20 protein-coding genes and 1 tRNA gene are annotated in these 18,981 nt (G+C 65.4%); 8 read left to right on the top strand and 13 right to left on the bottom strand.

Annotated elements, in window-relative coordinates:
* Positions 1 to 17 precede the first annotated feature (17 nt).
* Positions 18 to 1,862: a fatty acyl-AMP ligase gene (locus tag BST13_RS10740; protein WP_083163519.1), complete on the top strand. Its 1,845-nt coding sequence runs from the start codon at positions 18 to 20 to the stop codon at positions 1,860 to 1,862.
* A gap of 24 nt (positions 1,863 to 1,886) precedes the next feature.
* On the opposite strand, the gene BST13_RS10735 is transcribed toward BST13_RS10740, so the two are convergent.
* The gene (locus BST13_RS10735; protein WP_142282766.1) at positions 1,887 to 3,494 is read right to left on the bottom strand and encodes a DUF6398 domain-containing protein; all 1,608 of its coding nucleotides are present in this window, start codon (positions 3,492 to 3,494) and stop codon (positions 1,887 to 1,889) included.
* Positions 3,495 to 3,789: 295 nt separating this feature from the next.
* On the opposite strand from BST13_RS10735, the gene BST13_RS10730 reads away from it, so the two are divergent.
* The 5 genes from BST13_RS10730 to BST13_RS10710 all read left to right on the top strand — a co-directional run bounded on the left by BST13_RS10730 (position 3,790) and on the right by BST13_RS10710 (position 9,698).
* Positions 3,790 to 5,196 (top strand): NAD(P)/FAD-dependent oxidoreductase, encoded by a 1,407-nt coding sequence (locus tag BST13_RS10730; RefSeq protein WP_083163515.1) that lies wholly within the window; start codon positions 3,790 to 3,792, stop codon positions 5,194 to 5,196.
* 85 nt (positions 5,197 to 5,281) lie between these two features.
* Positions 5,282 to 6,235 carry an ATP-binding protein gene (locus BST13_RS10725; RefSeq protein ID WP_083163513.1) on the top strand — a complete coding sequence of 318 codons (954 nt, stop codon included), beginning with the start codon at positions 5,282 to 5,284 and terminating at the stop codon, positions 6,233 to 6,235.
* Entirely contained in the window at positions 6,232 to 7,056 is an 825-nt protein-coding gene (locus tag BST13_RS10720) for an HSP90 family protein (protein ID WP_158087140.1), read from the top strand. Before BST13_RS10725 ends, BST13_RS10720 begins: the two co-directional genes overlap by 4 nt.
* Complete coding sequence (locus tag BST13_RS10715; protein ID WP_083163508.1) at positions 7,053 to 7,928, top strand: hypothetical protein; 876 nt, start codon at positions 7,053 to 7,055, stop codon at positions 7,926 to 7,928. The genes BST13_RS10720 and BST13_RS10715 overlap by 4 nt, the downstream gene beginning before the upstream one ends.
* Positions 7,929 to 8,174: 246 nt before the next feature.
* Positions 8,175 to 9,698 carry an HNH endonuclease signature motif containing protein gene (locus BST13_RS10710; protein ID WP_158087139.1) on the top strand — a complete coding sequence of 508 codons (1,524 nt, stop codon included), beginning with the start codon at positions 8,175 to 8,177 and terminating at the stop codon, positions 9,696 to 9,698.
* A gap of 626 nt (positions 9,699 to 10,324) precedes the next feature.
* Here the strand turns inward: BST13_RS10710 and BST13_RS10700 are convergent.
* Together BST13_RS10700 and BST13_RS10695 are read right to left on the bottom strand one after the other, a co-directional pair.
* Positions 10,325 to 10,690 (bottom strand): SpoIIAA family protein, encoded by a 366-nt coding sequence (locus BST13_RS10700; protein ID WP_083163500.1) that lies wholly within the window; start codon positions 10,688 to 10,690, stop codon positions 10,325 to 10,327.
* An 88-nt stretch (positions 10,691 to 10,778) separates the two neighbouring features.
* Positions 10,779 to 10,862 (bottom strand) — tRNA-Leu (locus tag BST13_RS10695).
* 375 nt (positions 10,863 to 11,237) lie between these two features.
* Here BST13_RS10695 and BST13_RS10685 point away from each other — a divergent pair.
* Together BST13_RS10685 and BST13_RS10680 are read left to right on the top strand one after the other, a co-directional pair.
* Positions 11,238 to 11,615, top strand: a complete 378-nt coding sequence (locus tag BST13_RS10685) for a hypothetical protein (RefSeq protein WP_083163497.1) — start codon at positions 11,238 to 11,240, stop codon at positions 11,613 to 11,615.
* Entirely contained in the window at positions 11,612 to 11,962 is a 351-nt protein-coding gene (locus BST13_RS10680; protein WP_029371915.1) for a DUF3817 domain-containing protein, read from the top strand. The genes BST13_RS10685 and BST13_RS10680 overlap by 4 nt, the downstream gene beginning before the upstream one ends.
* Here the strand turns inward: BST13_RS10680 and BST13_RS10675 are convergent.
* From BST13_RS10675 to aosR, 10 genes are all read right to left on the bottom strand, one after another.
* Positions 11,952 to 12,572 (bottom strand): non-canonical purine NTP pyrophosphatase, encoded by a 621-nt coding sequence (locus BST13_RS10675; RefSeq protein ID WP_083163494.1) that lies wholly within the window; start codon positions 12,570 to 12,572, stop codon positions 11,952 to 11,954. The two genes, BST13_RS10680 and BST13_RS10675, sit on opposite strands and share 11 nt — an antisense overlap.
* A 6-nt stretch (positions 12,573 to 12,578) precedes the next feature.
* Positions 12,579 to 13,358: a ribonuclease PH gene (rph, locus tag BST13_RS10670; protein ID WP_083163491.1), complete on the bottom strand. Its 780-nt coding sequence runs from the start codon at positions 13,356 to 13,358 to the stop codon at positions 12,579 to 12,581.
* 9 nt (positions 13,359 to 13,367) lie between these two features.
* The gene (locus BST13_RS10665) at positions 13,368 to 14,132 is read right to left on the bottom strand and encodes a cyclic nucleotide-degrading phosphodiesterase (protein ID WP_083163488.1); all 765 of its coding nucleotides are present in this window, start codon (positions 14,130 to 14,132) and stop codon (positions 13,368 to 13,370) included.
* Between the two features lie 64 nt (positions 14,133 to 14,196).
* Positions 14,197 to 15,021: a glutamate racemase gene (murI, locus tag BST13_RS10660; protein WP_083163485.1), complete on the bottom strand. Its 825-nt coding sequence runs from the start codon at positions 15,019 to 15,021 to the stop codon at positions 14,197 to 14,199.
* Positions 15,018 to 15,677: a rhomboid family intramembrane serine protease gene (locus BST13_RS10655; RefSeq protein ID WP_083163482.1), complete on the bottom strand. Its 660-nt coding sequence runs from the start codon at positions 15,675 to 15,677 to the stop codon at positions 15,018 to 15,020. The genes murI and BST13_RS10655 overlap by 4 nt, the downstream gene beginning before the upstream one ends.
* A 10-nt stretch (positions 15,678 to 15,687) precedes the next feature.
* Positions 15,688 to 16,662: a cysteine synthase gene (locus BST13_RS10650; protein WP_083163480.1), complete on the bottom strand. Its 975-nt coding sequence runs from the start codon at positions 16,660 to 16,662 to the stop codon at positions 15,688 to 15,690.
* 3 nt (positions 16,663 to 16,665) lie between these two features.
* Positions 16,666 to 16,938 carry a MoaD/ThiS family protein gene (locus BST13_RS10645; protein WP_029371905.1) on the bottom strand — a complete coding sequence of 91 codons (273 nt, stop codon included), beginning with the start codon at positions 16,936 to 16,938 and terminating at the stop codon, positions 16,666 to 16,668.
* A complete protein-coding gene (locus BST13_RS10640; protein ID WP_211296060.1) occupies positions 16,935 to 17,435 on the bottom strand; it encodes a M67 family metallopeptidase in 501 nt (166 codons plus the stop codon). The genes BST13_RS10645 and BST13_RS10640 overlap by 4 nt, the downstream gene beginning before the upstream one ends.
* Positions 17,380 to 18,399 (bottom strand): P1 family peptidase, encoded by a 1,020-nt coding sequence (locus BST13_RS10635; protein WP_083163475.1) that lies wholly within the window; start codon positions 18,397 to 18,399, stop codon positions 17,380 to 17,382. Before BST13_RS10635 ends, BST13_RS10640 begins: the two co-directional genes overlap by 56 nt.
* Positions 18,400 to 18,978: an oxidative stress transcriptional regulator AosR gene (gene aosR, locus BST13_RS10630; protein WP_029371901.1), complete on the bottom strand. Its 579-nt coding sequence runs from the start codon at positions 18,976 to 18,978 to the stop codon at positions 18,400 to 18,402.
* Positions 18,979 to 18,981 lie beyond the last annotated feature (3 nt).

The following is an 18,981-nucleotide window of genomic DNA, read 5'->3' as shown; positions in this document are numbered from 1 at the left end:
CTATTATTATTTGCGCTATGGGTCGGGAAGCTCTGGACAGCGGCACCGTGCGTGCGCCTGTCGAACCGTCGCGCGGCAGCATCGAGGACTACGTCCTCGCCGACGGCACCATCGTCGTGCCGGACGGCGTGATGATGACATCGTTTCTGGAAGGCAACCGGGCGGCGTTCGGCGATGCACCGGCCTACCGGTTCGTGGACTACTCGTCGGACTCCGACGGGCAGATCATCGAGCTGAGCTGGAACGCCCTGTGGACGCAGGTGCGCTCGATCGGTGCTCGCCTGCAACAGGTGACATCCCCGGGCGACCGGGTGGCGATTCTTGCGCCGCAGGGCGTCGACTACGTGTCGGCGTTCTTCGCCGCGGTGCACGCGGGCAATACTGCGGTGCCGTTGTTCGCTCCCAGCCTGGCAGGCCATGCCGAGCGCCTGGCCGCCGTGCTCGCCGACGCCAAACCCACCGTCGTGTTGACGACGACTGCGGCGTCGGAATCCGTACGGAGCTTCCTGCGCACCCTGCCCGCCGACGAGCGGCCCCGCATGATCGCGGTGGACGCTGTTCCCGATTCGCTCGCCGCGATGTTCACCCCGGTGGCACGCGATACCGACGACATCGCTTACCTGCAATACACGTCAGGCTCGACGCGGACTCCGGCCGGCGTCGAGATCACCCACCGCAACGTGTGCACCAACGTGATGCAGATGATCCTGGCCGGCGATCTGGAAATGGGCATCCGCGGTGTCAGCTGGCTACCGCTGTACCACGACATGGGCCTGATCATGATCATGTTCCCGGCGTTGTGCGGCAACCACATCACGCTCATGGACCCGATGGCATTCGTCAGGCGCCCCTACCGCTGGATCAAGCGCCTCGCCGAGGAATCTGCCACCGGCCCGACTCTGGCCGCTGCGCCGAACTTCGCATTCGAGCTGTGCGCGCAGCGTGGTCTGCCACCCAAGGGTGAGTCGATCGATCTGAGCAATGTCGTCACACTCCTCAACGGATCCGAGCCGGTGACCATGTCCTCCATCGAGGAGTTCAACGCCGCGTTCGCGCCCTACGGATTACCGGCGACCACGGTGAAGCCCTCCTACGGGATGGCCGAAGCCACGCTGTCGGTCGCCAGCATCGCGCCCGACGAGACCGCCAGTGTCATCTATCTGGACCGCGACCAGCTCAACGCCGGGCAAGCAGTTGTGGTCGATGCCGACGCCGAGGGGGCCGTGGCGCATGTGTCCTGCGGCCGCGCGATTCCCAACCAGTGGGTGGTGATCGCCGGCACCGACGGCGACGAGATGGCCGACTGCCACGTCGGCGAGATCTGGCTGCACGGCAACAACATCGGCCGTGGCTACTTCGGCAGGCCCGATGAGTCGCAGCGCGTATTCGGCAACAAGCTGCAGACCCGTCTCGAGGCGGGCAGCCATGCCGAGGGCGTCCCCGACAACGGATTGTGGTTGGCGACAGGCGATCTCGGCGTGTACGTCAACGGCGAGCTGTACGTGACCGGCCGCATCAAAGACATGATCATCGTCGACGGTCGCAACCACTATCCGACCGACATCGAGACCACGATCAGCGAGGCATCGCGAGCTGTGCGCTCGGGCTACGTCGCGGCGTTCTCGGTCCCCGGTGCGCATGGCGAAGAGTTGGTCGTCGTGGCCGAACGCGCCGCGGGCGCCGGCCGCGCAGAGCCGGGACCGATCGTCGACGCCATCCGCGCCGCGGTGTCACGCCACCATCAGGTCCGCGCCGCCGATGTGCGGATGGTCGCTGCCGGCGTCATCCCCCGCACGACCAGCGGCAAGCTGGCCCGGAATGCTTGCCGCACTGAGTATTTGGCGGGCCGGTTCGACCGGTAGGTCCTTGGGCTCACGCGCCGAGGCTTAATCGCCTCGACAAGCGTCTCGCGCAGCGATGATCGAACGCCGACGCTCGGACACCAGGTAATCGACCGAGCCAAGCCGAAGCCCAACGGTGTCGCTGTCGAATCCGCCGGCCCGCAGGAGCGTAGCCGCCCGCTGTGACACGCCGCCCTGCTGAATCCCGAAATGCGCCATCAGATCCTTGACCTGCATGCCGCCGGCCGGATAGCGAAAAAGGTTGTTGGCCTTGCCGATGATCCACACCACGGCGCCCGCAACAGTTTCCACACGACCGCGGCCAAAGCTGGTCGGATCATTGGCCGCAACGCGTGCGAGCAGCCGTCGGCAGGCGGTGCGGTATTCGAGGTCGAGCACCTGCTCGCAGCAGCGGTCAGTGAGGGCAAGAATATCCCGCACACGCGGGGCCGCGTCGCCGCCAATTCCATCCCAGCGGAACGGTTCATCGGGCAGCGGGGTGTCATCGAGGTGGTCGAGCTGGTCATGGCCTCCCACACACGCCGTGAGCTCATCGAGCTTCCGCTCGCGGCGGTCCATCCCGATATCGATGCCCAGCTGGGCGAGCAACGCCTCGGGGCTTTGCAGACCAGGTGTTCGGATTTCACGCTGATATTGCGGTTCAATGGCATCGATCGCAGCGAGCGCCTCATCGGTCCATCGCGCGCCGATGCCGGCCTCGGCATGCGCGAACCTGACGTACGCCCGCAACAGATCTGGCAGCTTGGCCAAGTGTTCGGCGGGAGCAACGACCTTGCGCGGAATCCAATCAGCAAGCAGCATTTCGACCTTGACGTTGCTCCAGCGCAACGGGTCTCCGGCACCGTAGTCCGTGCCGAACCACAGCAATGTGTCCAACAAGTCCCGGTGCTCGTCGTCATAGAACCGTTGCCCATACTGCGAGGCAAAGAATTGGCGCGCCAACCGCTTCGACTTTCTCGAATCCCATTCCGGCGTTTGATGTCCCACCCCGCCGGTCGGCAACGTGCGAATGACCCATTCGACCAAGGCGCGGCACCCCGGCCAGCTTTCCGATTCGAATGGCGGGATCGTCATCGTCGCCCGCTGAATGCCCTTCTCCACCCAGGCCCGAGCGTCTGCCAGCGTCATATCGTCCCACCGAGTGCCGTCCTCGGCCGCCTGCTGTGACATCGACAGGATCTGGTCCATCGAGGCGGGAAGCACGAATGCATCCTTGACCAGGTTGCCGACGTTGTGGTCGATGTAGACGACGCAGCTGAACTCATGCCCACTCGCCAACCGTGCGGCGATCATGATGTCGTCGCCATCACCGAGTTCGTGGCTCATCCGGACCACTCGGGTGACCATCGGCGACGAAAGCCCTGCCAGCCAATGGATTTCAGGAGCGGGCCGCGTGGCGAGTTCGCGGCGAATACGGGCGCGCAGCACGTCGTTACCGGCTGACATCTCCGCGATCACAGCGAGCAGCGCCGTGGTCTCGGGACACGGGACACCGATGAAGGACTCAACCAGCTCCTCGAGCGTCGGTCTGCTGTGGTCGGCCGCAGTGAACGGATTGTCCTGGCGACTGTCCGTGATGCACAGCAGCATGCTCACCATCAACAGCAGGTTCAGCGGATCCGGGTCGGCCAAGGCACGGCCCACATCAGTGAGAAGGTCAGGCCCGTCACTTCCGCGTTTCGGCCGACTGCCTCTGCCGCCCTTTCTGGACATGCACGTCACCCTATCGGCAGGTGACAGATGGGCGCCGGCCACGCGTATGAACGCGGCCGCCCGCCGAGATAAACGAAAATGTCGCGACTTCGCCAGATCCACGACCTTTTCGTCGAACTGGAGGCGGTTGCCACAGACTCAAGCCCCCAGAGCGATGTCAACCGGTATGTTTGCTGGTGTCATTCGGTCCTGCCACCGTGCCCGAAGGAGCAATATGACCACCGTCGCCAAACGCCACCAAGTCGTGATCATCGGGTCCGGATTCGGCGGTTTGAAGGCGGCCAGATCCCTCAAGCACGCCGACGTCGACGTCACGTTGATCTCGCGGACGACGACGCATCTGTTCCAGCCGCTGCTCTACCAGGTTGCCACGGGCATCCTCTCGGAAGGCGAGATCGCACCCACGACGCGCCTGGTGCTGCGCGATCAGAAGAACGTCAGGGTTCGCCTCGGCGAAGTGGAAGGCATTGACCTACAAGCCAAGACAGTCACCTCGAAGCTCATGTCACAGGAGACCGTCACGCCTTACGACAGCCTCATCGTGGCTGCCGGCGCCCAACAGTCCTACTTCGGCAACGACCACTTCGCCACCTTCGCGCCAGGCATGAAAACCATTGACGACGCGCTGGAATTGCGGGGCCGCATCCTGGGGGCCTTCGAGGCTGCCGAGGTGGTGACTGATCACGCCGAACGCGAGCGACGGCTGACGTTCGTGGTGGTGGGCGCCGGCCCGACCGGCGTCGAGTTGCCGGGACAGATCGCCGAACTCGCCGAGCGGACGCTTGCTGGCGCGTTTCGCAGCATCAGGCCAGAGGACTGCCGGGTGATCCTGCTCGACGCGGCCCCCGCAGTTTTGCCGCCGATGGGTCGCAAGCTCGGCCTCAAGGCCCAGAAACGCCTGGAACGACTCGGCGTCGAAATCCAGCTCAACGCCATGGTCACCAACGTCGATTACATGGGCATCACCGTCAAGGACAAGGATGGCGGTGAACGCCGTATCGATTGTGCCTGCAAGGTGTGGTCGGCCGGGGTACAAGCGAGCCCGCTGGGCAAGTTGATCGCCGAGCAGTCCGACGGGAGCCAGATCGACCGCGCCGGCCGCGTCATCGTCGAACCCGATCTGACGGTCAAAGGCCACCCGTACGTGTTCGTCGTCGGCGACCTGATGGCAGTCCCCGATGTGCCCGGGATGGCGCAAGGCGCGATCCAGGGCGCCGCCTACGCGACCGACATCATCAAGCGCTCCCTGGAAGGTCTGGACGATCCGGCCAACCGTGAGCCGTTCAAATACTGGGACAAGGGCAGCATGGCGACGGTGTCGCGGTTCGACGCGGTGGCCCAGGTGCCGATCCCGAAATCGTCCAGGAAGCTCGAATTCGGCGGCCCCCTGGCATGGCTGGCCTGGCTGGTGCTGCACCTGGTCTACCTGGTCGGTTACAAGAACCGGTTGACCACACTGGTGACCTGGTTCATCACCTTCCTCGGCCGTGGCCGAGGCCAGATGGCCATCACCAGCCAGATGATCTACGCGCGCACCGCGATGCAGGCGCTGCAGAGTCGACAGGGGCCGTTGGCCGCAGTCGAAGCCGCGGACAAGGTCGAGAAAGAGGAGTCTGCCTAGCGGATGCGCTGACCACGCCCGAATTGTCGGTGCCCCGTGCGACGCTGTGCGGTTCTCGAACGAACCGACGTAGAAGGGGCCTGAAATGGACGGGCTTGAGCAGCAGAACTTTCGAGTGAATCTGGGCGGCGTGATCGCGCTTCTCAGCAAGAATTTGTATTCCAGTCCCGGCGTGTATGTGCGGGAATTGATCCAGAACGCGGTGGATGCCATCGCGGTCCGCGACGCACTCGGCGATCCTGCCCCTCGCGCCGTCTCGATTTCGCCCTATGGCGTGGCATCGCCGGACTCCCCCGTCGGCGAGTTCACGATCACCGACGCCGGCATCGGGGTCAGCGCCGAGCAGGTCGAGCAGTTCCTGGCGACGGTCGGCGCGAGCTCCAAGCGTGGTCAGCTGGAACGGAGCCGTCGCACCTACCTCGGTCAATTCGGCATCGGCTTGCTGAGCTGCTTTCTCATCGCCGATGAGATCACCGTCGTCTCGCGCAGCGCGACGGGCGCGGCGCCGATCGAGTGGATCGGCCGCAGCGACGGCACGTACACGACCCGAACGGTCACCGAGGACATCCCCGTCGGCACCACGGTGCTGTTGCGGCCCCGCCCGGACATGGTCGGGTGGGCTCGGGCCGAGCAGGTAAGCCCACTGGTACAGAAGTACGCCGAGTTCCTCCCGGTCGATATCACGGTGCTGACAAGCCAAGGCCCAAAGGGCATTTCACGTGAGTACCCGTGGCTGCGCGATTTCGGTGCTCATCATTCCGCTGTGCGGCGAGGTGTTTCACCGGTGTACGGCGGCATGGGTGCGGGCAGGCAATTCGATGTCATCGAAGTCGTCGACCGCGATCTGGGGCTACACGGCGTCATGTACATCGGTACCGCGTCGGGGAGGTCCAGGACCGCTGCCCGCAACCGGGTCTACGTCAACGACATGCTGGTCGACGACGCCGACGATGCGCTGATGCCGCCGTGGGCCTTTTCGCCTGGGCCGCAGTCAATTCCACCAAGCTCGAACCGACCGCCAGCCGCGAGGCCATCATGAACAACACGGTGCTGACCACGACGCGGCGCAAACTCGGCCAGACGGCACTGACATGGCTGCGTACCCTCGCAGACACCGATCCCGAACGATTCGCCCAATTCGTCGCCGACAACGAACTCGAGCTGAGGTCTGCAGCGACTCACGGCGATGCCCAGAGCCTCGAGCTGGCCGAGGTCGCCCTACCCATGCTGACGGTACAGACGACGGAAGGCCAGATGCGTTTGATCGATGTCATCGGCCGGAACCCGAACGTCCTATACGCCGCGTCCGTCAAGGAGTTTCGCACGATCGCCAGTTTCAACCCAGGCGGGCGAATCGTCGTAAACGCCGGACACACCCTGGATCAGGAGGTGCTGCTCATGCTGCCGCAAGTGATGTCGGGCGTGACCGTCACTCGCGCCTATCCGGCATCCGAAGTCGCTGCGCTTGCGGCGCCCTCCACCGAGGCCGGCAGCGACGCGTTGACACTGGAACAGCGAGGCAACCACGCGCTCGCCACGACAGGCTGCCGCGTAGTGGTACGTCAGTTCCCGTCGACCGACCTACCTGCCGTCTTCATCGGCCACGGCCAAATCGACATCGCATCACCGGGATACTGCGAACTCCCCCATCTGGTGGTCAACTGGGACAACCGGGCCGTGCGAGCCCTGACGCGCACGACGGACAACCTTGTGTTCAGCCGGCTCATGCAGCTGCTGTTCGTCCAGGCCCGGATGGCCGCCCAGTGCGACGGTCCGGAGGACCGCGCCCTGCTCTCCGAGGCACTCGACGACATCATCGTGCTCGCCGCCGGCGTCGACGGCACGGAGGTCGCCCGATGAACGAGCAACCAGAACTGATCGCCGACGCCATGGAAGCCAGCGAACAGCTCGGCGACCGTGCGCTGTGCTCGGGACGGCTCGACGAGGCGATCGATCACTACGAGGAGGTCAACAACCTGCTCCTGCCGTTGACAGATGTTGTCTTCGATGACGAGATATCTGTCAGGATCGTTCAGGTCCTCAACCGCACCAGAGCGAAAGTGCTCGACATCCGGCGCAGACTACTGCCTCCGGCCGCGCGAGCAGCTGAACTACGAACATTGGCGGCCGACTCGACCAATTCCGGTGACCTGGCCCATGCCGCGAAAATCAGCATTGATCTGGGCGAGACGCTCGTGGAACTCGGCGATCGTGACGGCGCGGAATCTGCCTACCGGCAGGCGGTCGCATTCGCGCGGCAAGTCGACGCCACCATACCGGAGTTGATGCTGTGGGCGTTCAGCGCACTGATCGAATTCCTCAGTCCCTCAGAGGAATCGGTGGCCCTTGCCCAAGAGATGGCGGCCAACTTGATCGACCGCGAGGAGATGTACCACCCGATGCGCGCGGCCGACGCCGCATACCACTGGGCAGCAGCCGAGCTGATGTTCGGCGAAGTGGCGCGACACCGGGTGGATCATGCGATCGACGGCATCGCACGGCCAGCAATCGAGATGCTCGACGACATCTGTTTCCACGACAAGAGCCAGGCGCTGCAGCGCCTGGTGGCCAGCGTCCTACGTGGTGCCGGCCGCGACGCTGAGGCAGATGGCTGGCAGGCAGACGCGGACAAGTACGAGGACTGGGAGTGGTTCATGGACCAAGAGATCCCCGGGCACGTCCACCTGTGGGACATCCGGATAGACGTCTCCGATCGCCACAGAGACGGCTGACACACCATCGAAGACACCGCACTGACATCCGCTGAGCTTGGCAGGCAGGGCATCCCGAACCACATCATCGCGGTCGTCGAACTGCTCACGCGCCCTCATGCCCAATCAAACTGGGCTGCAAAAGCTTTCCGCAGTCACCGGCTCCAACACCGACCGGCCCAAGCCCGGCTCAAAAACTTTGGCCACTGTGGTCACATCAGTCTCAGCGCGGCACGTTTTGTCGGCGCTCGAATGTATGTTCGAACTATGGCGGTTGGAGTTACGGAGGCCCGAGACACAGTGCAGCGTGCACTGGCGGGGCACCAAGCTTCGACCACGGCGCTGGCCGATGTGGATTTCACGACGTTCGACACCGCAGAGTTGTTGGCGATCCAGTCCGAGCGGGAACAGCGTGCCCGCACTCATGCGCTCATTGATCACCGCATCCAGGCGGCGTTGATGGCTCAGGCAACCCCGCACGAGATCGGCGGCAAGTCCTGGATTGATGTGCTGGCTACCCGGATGCGAATCAGCCGCAAGGAAGCCTCCCGTCGGGTAGCTGCAGCGACCGAATTGGCACCGCGGTACACCGTTGGTGGTGAGGTGTTGGACCCCGAGCTTCCTGCCTGCGCACAGGCGTTATTGGACGGGACGATCAGCGCTGACCACATCGCGATCATCAGCGACACGGTGAAAAAGGTCGCGAGCTACGTCAACGCGACGGAACTGGCCGAAGTCGAAGTGGACCTGGTGGCGGCGGCGACCCGCGAGACGCCTGAAACACTGAAGGCCGGTGCGGAAAAACTCCTGTTTCTGCTCAATCAGGACGGTGACAGTCCCGATCTTGCGGCGCATCGTCGGGGGTTACGTCTGGGTCGACAGGATGCCGACGGGTACGTACACGTCGAGGGCTGGCTTGATCCCGAAACCGCAGCGTATGTCGCCACGATCAACAGTGTCTGGGCCCGGCCCGGCATCAACAATCCCGACGACCCGCACCCGATCCACAACCCGACTCCCAACCCACTCGACACTCCCAACACCGACGACACGGCCGACACTGCTGCCCCCGCGGCGGCTGCCCCCGACGCCGCTGATTCGGTGGCCGCTGACCATCAGCCGGAATCAGACGCCTCCCAGCAAGAGCGCGAGCACGCCCAAGCGGAGGCTGCGGCCCGGGACACCCGCACTCAGCCCCAGCGCAACCACGATGCGCTCAAAGTGGCGCTACGAGAACTGCTCATGTCCAAACGACTCGGCCGGCACGGCGGCCTTCCCGTCACCGTGGTCGTCTCCACCACGCTGTCCGAGTTAGAATCCGCAGCGGGCATTGCGATCACTGGCTCAGGCATACGGATGCCGATGAAAGATCTAATTCGGCTGGCGTCCCACAGCTTTCACTACCTCACCATCTATAAGCATCACACAGCAGAGCCGCTGTACATGGCCCGCACCAAACGGCTGGCCACCAAGGCGCAACGACTGCTGTTGTACGACCGTGACCGCGGGTGCACGCGGCCGGGATGCACCGCAGCGGCCGACCACTGCCAGGTCCACCACGCCAAAACCGACTGGCAACATGGCGGGCAGACCGACGCCCCGGACCTCGGACTGAGCTGCGGACCCGATAACCGCCTCGTCGGCCTCGGTTGGACGACCAGCGTCGATCCCGACACCGGCCGCATCCGCTGGTATCCGCCGCCACTGATGAACACGGGTCAGGACACTGTCAACCATCACTTCCGCCCTGAGGAACTGCTGGCTCCACCCGACGCGGCCGACGACGGGTAGCGCGTTCACTTATGCGATCTCACCAATCATGTTGATAAATAGCATGATTGAAGACCATCACGTACGCTGTCGATGCGCGCGGCTCGGAACGGCCCCGCCACCTACGCGAGCCAACCCGCCGCACCTACTGCAGGTTCTCATCCTCGACTTGTCGGTATCTCATGCGCCGCTATGCGGTTCTCGAACGAACCGACGTAGGAGAGGCCGGAGATGGACGGGCTTGAACAGCAGAACTATCGAATGAATGTGGGCGGCGTGATCGCGCTGCTCAGCAAGAACTTGTATTCCAGTCTGCCTCGTGCGACCGCAGCACGATGACGGCGCCGCCGAACCGTTCGATCGCTGGAACCTAGCGTTGCCGGAGGGACCCTTGCAGCAAGATCGCCGGGCTCGCGATCTGCTCGCCACAGCTGAATTGGCCAACTGCGCTGCAACATCGATTCCGAAGAGGACTCAATCAATGCGCTGCATGAACAGCTCGACTATGACGGAGCGCAGTGGCTGAACATCGACAGCCGGGCACCGTGATCCGCTATCGGACCCGTTTGCCCTTCAGCAGAGCAGGCTGACCGACCCCGGTGAACGAGTCGCGCTGGATCTCTGCGATGAGTCTTGTGATCCATCCCTCAGCCCGCCGCCCACTGCGTGGCGGCATCGAGATCTTCTAGGCCAAAGACTTTGAGCTCGCCGGGAATCATCCACGCGAACGCATGCATGGCAAGGGCCACCCATTCCTTGTCGGACACTACGGCGATCCTCTTGAACGCCGCGTGATGATGCGCGAGCATCCCCATCCCGAGCTTCAGATCCTCAACGAGCCCACCGGGGCCGAAACCCTCATAGTCTTCGATGACCTCGACGATTCTGATCTCGCTCGTCTTCGACAGCTCGTCGATCTTGGGGCGGAACTGCCGTAAGTCATCACCGCTCACCTTGCCGGTCACCCGGATGCCGAACACCCCGTCGGGCATGTCCGAAAGCAGTTCGATCATCGATTTTCCTCTCGCTGCGAGCCACCGGAACGTGCCCAATTTTGTCAAATGGCGGGCCAGTATCGCGATGTCGCCAAGGCGACAAGAGTGCGGGCGGTGGGACTCGAACCCACAAACTCTTCCGAGCACGGGCACCTAAAGCCCGCATGTTTGCCAATTTCATCACGCCCGCGGCGTGCCGATCCTACCCCGCCACGACTGCGCCATCGCGCGGCAAACGGGCATCCACCGTAAGACCGTGTGGGAATGGCGGCGTAGACCGAGGTGTCGACCGCGATTCCGGTATGACCCGTTGGTATGTCGAAGCAGCCACGACTTCTCGGCCCTTCCGGCCGATGCATACTGCTATGTCCTCGGCATGTATCTCCGGGATGCGTGCATTTCCAAGTTGAGCCGCTCTCGATCGATTGGATACCCCCTGGACCCGCCCCAGCCAGTACGACGTGGCGGTGTACCGCAAAGCGGCGACCGCACGTCTCGATGAGTTCATCGGCCCGAAGGTCTGACGGATGTGAGCTGATCCAGCACCGCGCGGTACCGTGGACTAATGTCCACTACACGGCGTAGGAGGCCAGCGCTCATCGCTCTGGTCTGCCTCGCTGCTGCCGGCTGTATGGGGCTGGCCTGGTGGCAGTGGACGCGGTATGAATCTGTCTCGGGCAGCTTCCAGAATCTGGGCTACGCCTTGCAGTGGCCGATGTTCGCCGCCTTCTGCTTCTATGCGTATTACAAGTTCGTCCGTTACGAGGACGCACCACCGCAGCCGGTCACGCGACAGACCGAGATCCCTGCCGGGCTGCTCCCTGAAAGGCCAAGGCCCGCAGTGCAAGACGACGATGACGATCAGGCCATGAGCGAGTACAACAGATACCTCGCCGAACTGGCCAAGAGCGATGCCGAGAAGAAGGACAGGACCGACAGATGACCGCACCCGAACCGGACACCGAGGTCACCACGCCCAAGGAGACCATCCGCAAGGCCCTGCTGGGGTACCGCGTGATGGCTTGGGCCACCGGTCTGTGGCTGATCGCGCTCTGCTACGAGATGGTGCTCAAGTACATCGTTCAGGTCGACAATCCGCCGAGCTGGATCGGCATCGTGCATGGCTGGGTGTACTTCGTGTACCTGATGTTCACGGCCAACCTCGCGGTCAAGATCCGCTGGCCGCTCGGCAAGACCATCGGCACCCTGCTCGCAGGCACCATCCCGCTGCTCGGCATCATCGCCGAGCACTTCAACACCATCGCGATCAAAGAGCGCTTCAGCCTGTAGGGCCTGCAAGGCCGGCCAGTTCCCGCAACGCCGGTACCAACAACGCCAGCGCCCGCCCACGGTGCGATGCCGCGTCCTTCTCGGCGGGTGACAGCTCTGCGGCGGTCAGCGTAGATCCGTCGGGCAGGAAGACCGGGTCGTAGCCGAAGCCGCCGTCGCCGCGGCGCTCGCGGATGACCGTACCCGGCCATTCGCCGCGGACCACCGTCGAACCGGAGGCCGACACCAGGGCGCAGGCGGAGACGAACGCCGCGCCGCGCCGCTCGTCGGGCACATCGGCGAGCTGCCCCAGCAGCAGTGCGGTGTTGGCCGCGTCATCCCCGTGCTTGCCGGACCACCGCGCCGACAGCACACCGGGCATGCCGTTGAGTGCCGCGACCGCGATCCCGGAATCATCGGCCACACACGCCAGGCCGGTGGCCCGGAAGCCATCGGTCGCCTTGGCGAGCGCGTTCTCCTCGAACGTCGCGCCGGTCTCGGGTGCCTCGTCGAACGGCGGCACGTCAGCCAGGGACAGCAGCGAAAGCCCGGATATCCCAGCAGCATCGAGCACGCGCCGAAGCTCGGCCAGCTTCTTCGGATTGCGGCTGGCCACCAACAGCTCAGGCATCGGCCCTCAGCTTCCGAACGCCTTCTTGGGAGCCGGCCCCTCCGGCAGCACACCGGGATACGGCAACTCCAGCGCCTCACGCTGAACGACGAACAACTGCTCGCAGGCCCCAAGCGCGGCATCCAGCAGCTTGTCGAGCGTCGAGCGCGGGAATGTCGCGCCCTCGCCGGTGCCCTGGACCTCGACGAGCGTCCCGGTGTCGGTGGCGACGACGTTCATGTCGACTTCGGCGCGGGAATCCTCGGTGTAGGGCAGGTCGACCCGAACGCGGCCGTCGACCACGCCGACCGACACCGCCGCTATCGCGCACGACAGCGGCCGCGGATCCGAGAGTCGTCCCGCCGCAGCCAGGTACGTCACCGCATCGGCCAGCGCGACGTAGGCCCCGGTGATGGCTGCGGTGCGAGTGCCGCCGTCGGCCTGCAGCACATCGCAGTCGATGGCAATGGTGTTCTCCCCCAACGCCCCCAGGTCGATGCAGGCCCGCAGCGAGCGGCCGACGAGCCGGCTGATCTCCTGCGTGCGGCCGCCGACGCGGCCCTTTACGGACTCACGGTCCGACCGGTCATGGGTGGCGGCAGGGAGCATTGCGTATTCGGCCGTCAGCCAGCCCTGCCCGGATCCCTTGCGCCAGCGCGGCACACCCTCGGTGACCGAGGCAGTGCACATGACACGGGTCTGGCCGAATTCCACCAGCACCGAGCCGGCCGGATGATTGGTGAAGCCGCGGGTGATGACTACCGGGCGCAGCTCGTCATCGAGGCGGCCGTCTTCTCGTCTGGACACCCGCCAACCCTATCGGGTGATGTCGAATACCTCGCCGCACACCACGGCGTGCACCGGGCCGTCGAACTCGGCCTTCGCTTCGCTGATCACGTCCTCGCGCGACGTCCACGGCGGAATGTGGGTGAGCAGCAGCTCGCCGACACCGGCCGCGGCGGCAGCGCGCCCGGCCTCGGCACCGGACAGATGCAGCCGCGGCGGACGAGACGGATCGTCGGTCCACGATGCCTCACACAGGAACACGTCGGCACCGCGCGCCAGGTCCACGAGCGCGTCGCAGTAACCGGTGTCCCCGCTGTACACCAGCGTCGCGCCGGAGGGGTCGGTGAACCGCATGCCGTACGACTCGGTCGGATGGCATACCAACCGTGGCGTGATGTTCAGCGTGCCCAGTTCGATGGCTTCGCCGTCCACCCAGTTGCGCACATCGAAGATGTCGGTGAAGTCATCGATCTCGCCACCCTCGGGCGAGGACGCCGCGCCCAACCGGGCCCAGGTGTTGGCGGGCCCGTACATGATGCCGCGTTCGGTGGCCGGGATCGGGTGATAGCGCCGCCATACGAAGAGTCCGGGCAGGTCCAGGCAATGATCGGCGTGCAGATGCGACAGCAACACATTGACCGCGTTGGGATCGGCGTAGCGCTGCAGCGCGCCGAGAACGCCGCCGCCGAAGTCGATCACCATCGGCACGGTGTCCGGCGCGGTGACGAGATACCCCGACGCCGGCGAATCTGGGCCGACAACGCTGCCGGAGCATCCCAGGACGGTCAAACGCACAGTGCCTAGCTTGCCATGCCTGGCATGCACGTGGCCAAGACATGGCCGGTTTGGGCGACGGAGATCATGTTCCGGCGCCGGCGTGACGCCCCACCTGCCGCACACCGTCGAGGCTGGGGCCGAGGAACCTGGCCGCCAGAGCGGTGAACGCCTCCGGATCGCCCGTCGCTTCGAAGACCCGGTGCGCCGGGGAAACTCCGTGCGGCTTCAGCAAATCAAGTTCGGTCAGCACGCGCAGCAGATCTTTCGCGGTCTCCTCGGCCGAGGACACCAGCGTGACGTTGTCGCCCATGGCCAGTTGGATCAACCCCGACAGCATCGGGTAGTGCGTGCACCCCAGGACGAGAGTGTCCACCTCGGCCCGCTGCAGAGGCTCCAGATACCCCTCGGCGAGCCCGAGCACCTGTCGCCCACTCGTCACGCCGCGCTCCACGAAGTCGACGAACCGCGGACAGGCCACCCCGATGATCTCGGTGTCGCGCGCCGCGGCAAAGGCGTCCTGGTATGCCCGCGACGCGATGGTGGCCGCAGTGCCGATGACGCCGATGCGCCCGTTGCGGGTCGCGGCGACCGCGCGCCGCACTGCGGGCAGGATCACCTCGACCACCGGAACCGGCGCGTAGCGTTCCCTCGCGTCGCGCAGGCACGCCGACGAAGCGGTGTTGCACGCGATCACCAACGCCTTCACTCCCCTGGCGACCAGGTCGTCGCCGATGGCCAGCGAGTGCGCCCGAATCTCAGGGATGGTCAGCGGCCCGTACGGCCCGTTGCCGGTGTCGCCGACATAGACGATGTCCTCGTCGGGCAGTTGGTCGATGATGGCGCGGGCGACGGTGAGCCCACCGACCCCGGAATCGAAAATCCCGATCGGGGCGAGCTGATCTCTCATGAGGTCAGCTGGGTGGGCCGCTTGCGGTGCTGCCGGGCTTTGCGTTCGGGCCCCGACAGCAGGTAGGCCGCGAAGATCCCGGCAATGGCCCCGCACAGGTGTCCCTGCCACGACACTCCGCCGCAGGTGTTGAGTTCGGGGATGGCACCCCACAACACGCCGCCGTAGATGAACAGCACCAGGATGCCCACGACGATCTGCCAGACATGCCGGGTGAACCAGCCGAACACCATCAGGAACGTCAGCCAGCCGAAGATCAGCCCCGACGCGCCGATGTGGTTGGTCTGCAACGCGCATCCGCCCACGTCGCCGATCAACCAGGTGCCGAAGCCGCCGAGGATCCAGACGATCGCCGTCGCCCAGATGAACCGGCTCATCCCGGCAAGCGTCACGAGGAATCCGAGGACGAGCGCCGGGACCGTGTTGGCCATGAGGTGCTGCCAGTTGGCGTGCAGCAGCGGGGCGAACAGGATGCCCCACAAGCCGTCGGTCTCCAGCGGGCGGATGCCGTTGCGGTCCAACCGCCCACCCGAGAGCTGATCAGCCAGCTCGATCACGTAGAGCAGTGCGACAAAGGTGAGGATGGTGGCGCCGCCGACCTTCCACGCCGGTGGCTTCTTCGGCGTGGTCGGCACGGGCAGGCCCGGCCTGCTCATGCCCACACCTCTATGCCCACAACTGCCCTTCCAACGCGTCCTCCGCGTCATCCAGGCTACCGGCGTAGGCACCGGTCGACAGATACTTCCATCCGGCGTCGGCCACCACGAACGCGATGTCCGCGCGCTCACCGGCCTTGACCGCCTTGGCGGCCATACCCAGCGCGGCGTGCAATACCGCGCCGGTGGAGATACCGGCGAAGATACCTTCGCGGGTCACCAAATCGCGGGTCCGTTTGACGGCGTCGTACGAGCCGACCGAGAACCGGGTGGTCAGCACATCGGGGTCGTAGAGCTCGGGAATGAACCCCTCGTCGATGTTGCGCAGCGCGTACACACCCTCGCCGTAACGCGGTTCGGCGGCCACGATCTGCACACCGGGGACCTTCTCACGCAGGAAGCGACCGGTGCCCATCAGCGTGCCGGTGGTCCCGAGCCCGGCGACGAAGTGGGTGATCTCCGGCAGGTCGGCCAGCAACTCGGGCCCGGTGCCGAAGTAGTGCGCGTCGCTGTTCGCCGGGTTGCCATATTGGTACAGCATCACCCACGACGGGTTTTGCGCTGCAAGCTCTTTGGCGGTGGCGACGGCCGTGTTGGAGCCACCTTCTGCGGGGCTGAAGATGATCCTGGCGCCGTAGAGCTCCAGGATCTGACGCCGCTCGATCGAGGTGTTCTCCGGCATCACGCAGATCATGTTGTAGCCCTTGAGCATTGCCGCCATGGCCAACGAGATACCGGTGTTGCCACTGGTCGGTTCGAGGATGGTGGCGCCGGGCTCGAGCAACCCGTCGCGCTCGGCCTGCTCGATCATCCGCAGCGCCGGCCGGTCCTTGATGGAGCCCGTCGGATTGCGGTCCTCGAGTTTGGCCCACAGCCGCACGTGCGGCGTTCCGTCGTCACCGTCATCCCAGCGCGGCGAGAGGTTCTGTAGTCCGACCAGCGGCGTATCGCCGAGGGCCTGCAGCAGCGAATCGTGCCTGGCCATGCGTTACCCGCCGGCGACGGCAGGCAGGATGGTCACCGAATCGCCGTCGGCGATCACGGTGTCCAGGCCGCCGGAGAATCGCACGTCCTCGTCGTTGACGTAGATGTTGACGAAGCGGTGCAGCTTGCCGTTATCGACGAGCCTGTCGGACAGGCCCGAATAGTTGGCCTCCAGATCGCTGATCACCGCGGCCAACGTGTCGCCGGAGGCGCTGACCCTCTTCTGCCCGCCGGTGTGCGGACGCAGGATGGTCGGGATCGAGACGTTAACGGTCACACTTGCTCCTTGTTGCTGTACTGCTCGACGATCTGGACGGGCTCTTCGGTGACGACGCCGTCGAGGATGCGGTAGCTGCGTAGTTCATGCTGGTTCGGGTCGCGGGTCGAGACCAGCACGTAGTGTGCATCGGGCTCTGACGCGTACGCGATGTCGGTGCGGCTCGGATACGCCTCGGTCGCGGTGTGTGAGTGATAGATGACGACGGGCACCTCGTCGGCCTCATCCATGGCGCGCCACACCTTCAGCTGCTCACCCGAATCGAACCGGTAGAACGTCGGCGAACGCTCGGCGTTGACCATCGCGATGAACCGGTCGGGCCGATCGGTTCCCTCGGGCCCGGCGATCACCCCACACGCCTCGTCAGGATGGTCCGCCCGCGCATGGGCCACCATGGCCTCGACGAGGTCACGGCGAATCACCAACACTGGACGGCTCCCTTCATCCGAACGCTCCCGGCAACATGTCACGGTAGGTGGGTATTCCTGCCACCGCATCCGCGGCCAGCACCCCGACCAGCACCGCCCGGGCCAGCACCTCCGCCGCAGCGGCCCCGATCCGCGCCACCAGCATGGTCTCGGGCGACATCGCGGCCGGGGTTTTCGGGGCAGGCTCAACGGTCACCGCGCCGGTGGCCAGGGCGAACACGGTATCGCCGTCCAACGGGGTGTGGCACGGCGCGATGGTGCGCGCCAGCCCGTCGTGAGCGGCCACTGCGACGCGCCGACATGCGGCCTTGCTCAGCGCGGCGTCGGTCGCCACGACAGCGATGGTGGTGTTGAGCGGGCTCAGTTCGTGGTGCAGATCGGCGTATGCGGCGAGTTGATTCGCCGGCGGCGCGACGAGGCCGAAATCGTGGGTCAGTGCGGTCGTCCAGGGCAGCCCGGTTGCGGGGTCGACGACGTCGCCTGCGGCGTTGACGATCACCAGCGCACCCACGGTGACTCCGTCGGGCAGCACTGTCGACGCCGTACCGACGCCACCCTTGAGCACACCGGCCCGCGCTCCCACCCCGGCCCCGACGGTGCCGAGACCGAACTGGGTACTCGCCGCGGCGGCGGCAGCGTAGCCGAACTCGGCGGTCGGCCGGTTCGCCCATCCGCCGACGGGCAGATCGAAGATCACCGCGGCCGGAACGATGGGAACCACCCCGCCATCCATCGCGACACCACGACCCTGCTGCTCCAGCCAGGTCATCACACCGTCCGCGGCGGCCAGGCCGTATGCGCTGCCGCCGGAGAGGACAACGGCGTCGACGTGGCGGACCGTGTTGATCGGGTCGAGCAGATCGGTCTCGCGCGTACCCGGCGCCCCGCCGCGGCCGTCGACGGCGCCGACCGTCCCGGGCGGGGCCAGGACCACAGTGGTGCCCGACGCCCAACCGGCACCCAACGTGACGTCCGGGTCGATGCGGTGATGGTGGCCGACCAGGATGCCGCCGACGTCGGTGATCGAGCCCATCTACTTGCCCATGAGTCCCAGCACGAGGTACTCCTGCAGTACCGTGAGCCACTGGTACACGTCGAGGTGCCCGGCCATGGGGTGCTCCTGCGACAGCCGGTGCGGGCCGTCGGGCCTGATGTCGAGCATGGTGCCGAGTGCCAGTCGTACGTCGTTGACCGCGGCGGCCCAGGCCTGCGCGTCGCTCTCGGTCAGCTCGAACTTGCCGCCGCCGTCCGGAAGCGTGTCCAACAGCCGTTGTGCCGCATCGCGTTTGGCATCGATGATCTCGGGCTCGTGTAAGCCGCGCAGCGCGCTGTTGAGGCTTTCGGCGGTGCCGGAGCCGGCGGGATGCTCGGTGGCAGGCCGGTAGAAATCGGGGAGCAGTCTGCGCAGGGTGTCGTCCTGCGGGGGCTGCGGATTCCCGGTCCGGATGCCGGTTATGGCGTGCAGTTCATCTGTCGGCACCGAGGATTCGCGTTCCTCGAGCATGCCAAGCAACGAAGTCACCAGGTTCTGCAGCAAGACGGCTTCATGGGCAGCCAACGACGAGCGGAACCGCGGGCCGTCAGCGGTTTGGATCCGCTTCCATTTGCGCACCGT

The organism is Mycobacterium aquaticum, assembly GCF_002086485.1.
Lineage (GTDB): Bacteria > Actinomycetota > Actinomycetes > Mycobacteriales > Mycobacteriaceae > Mycobacterium > Mycobacterium aquaticum.
The sequence above is the reverse complement of the archived record's forward strand: the minus strand, read 5'-3'. Positions and strand labels throughout refer to the sequence as shown.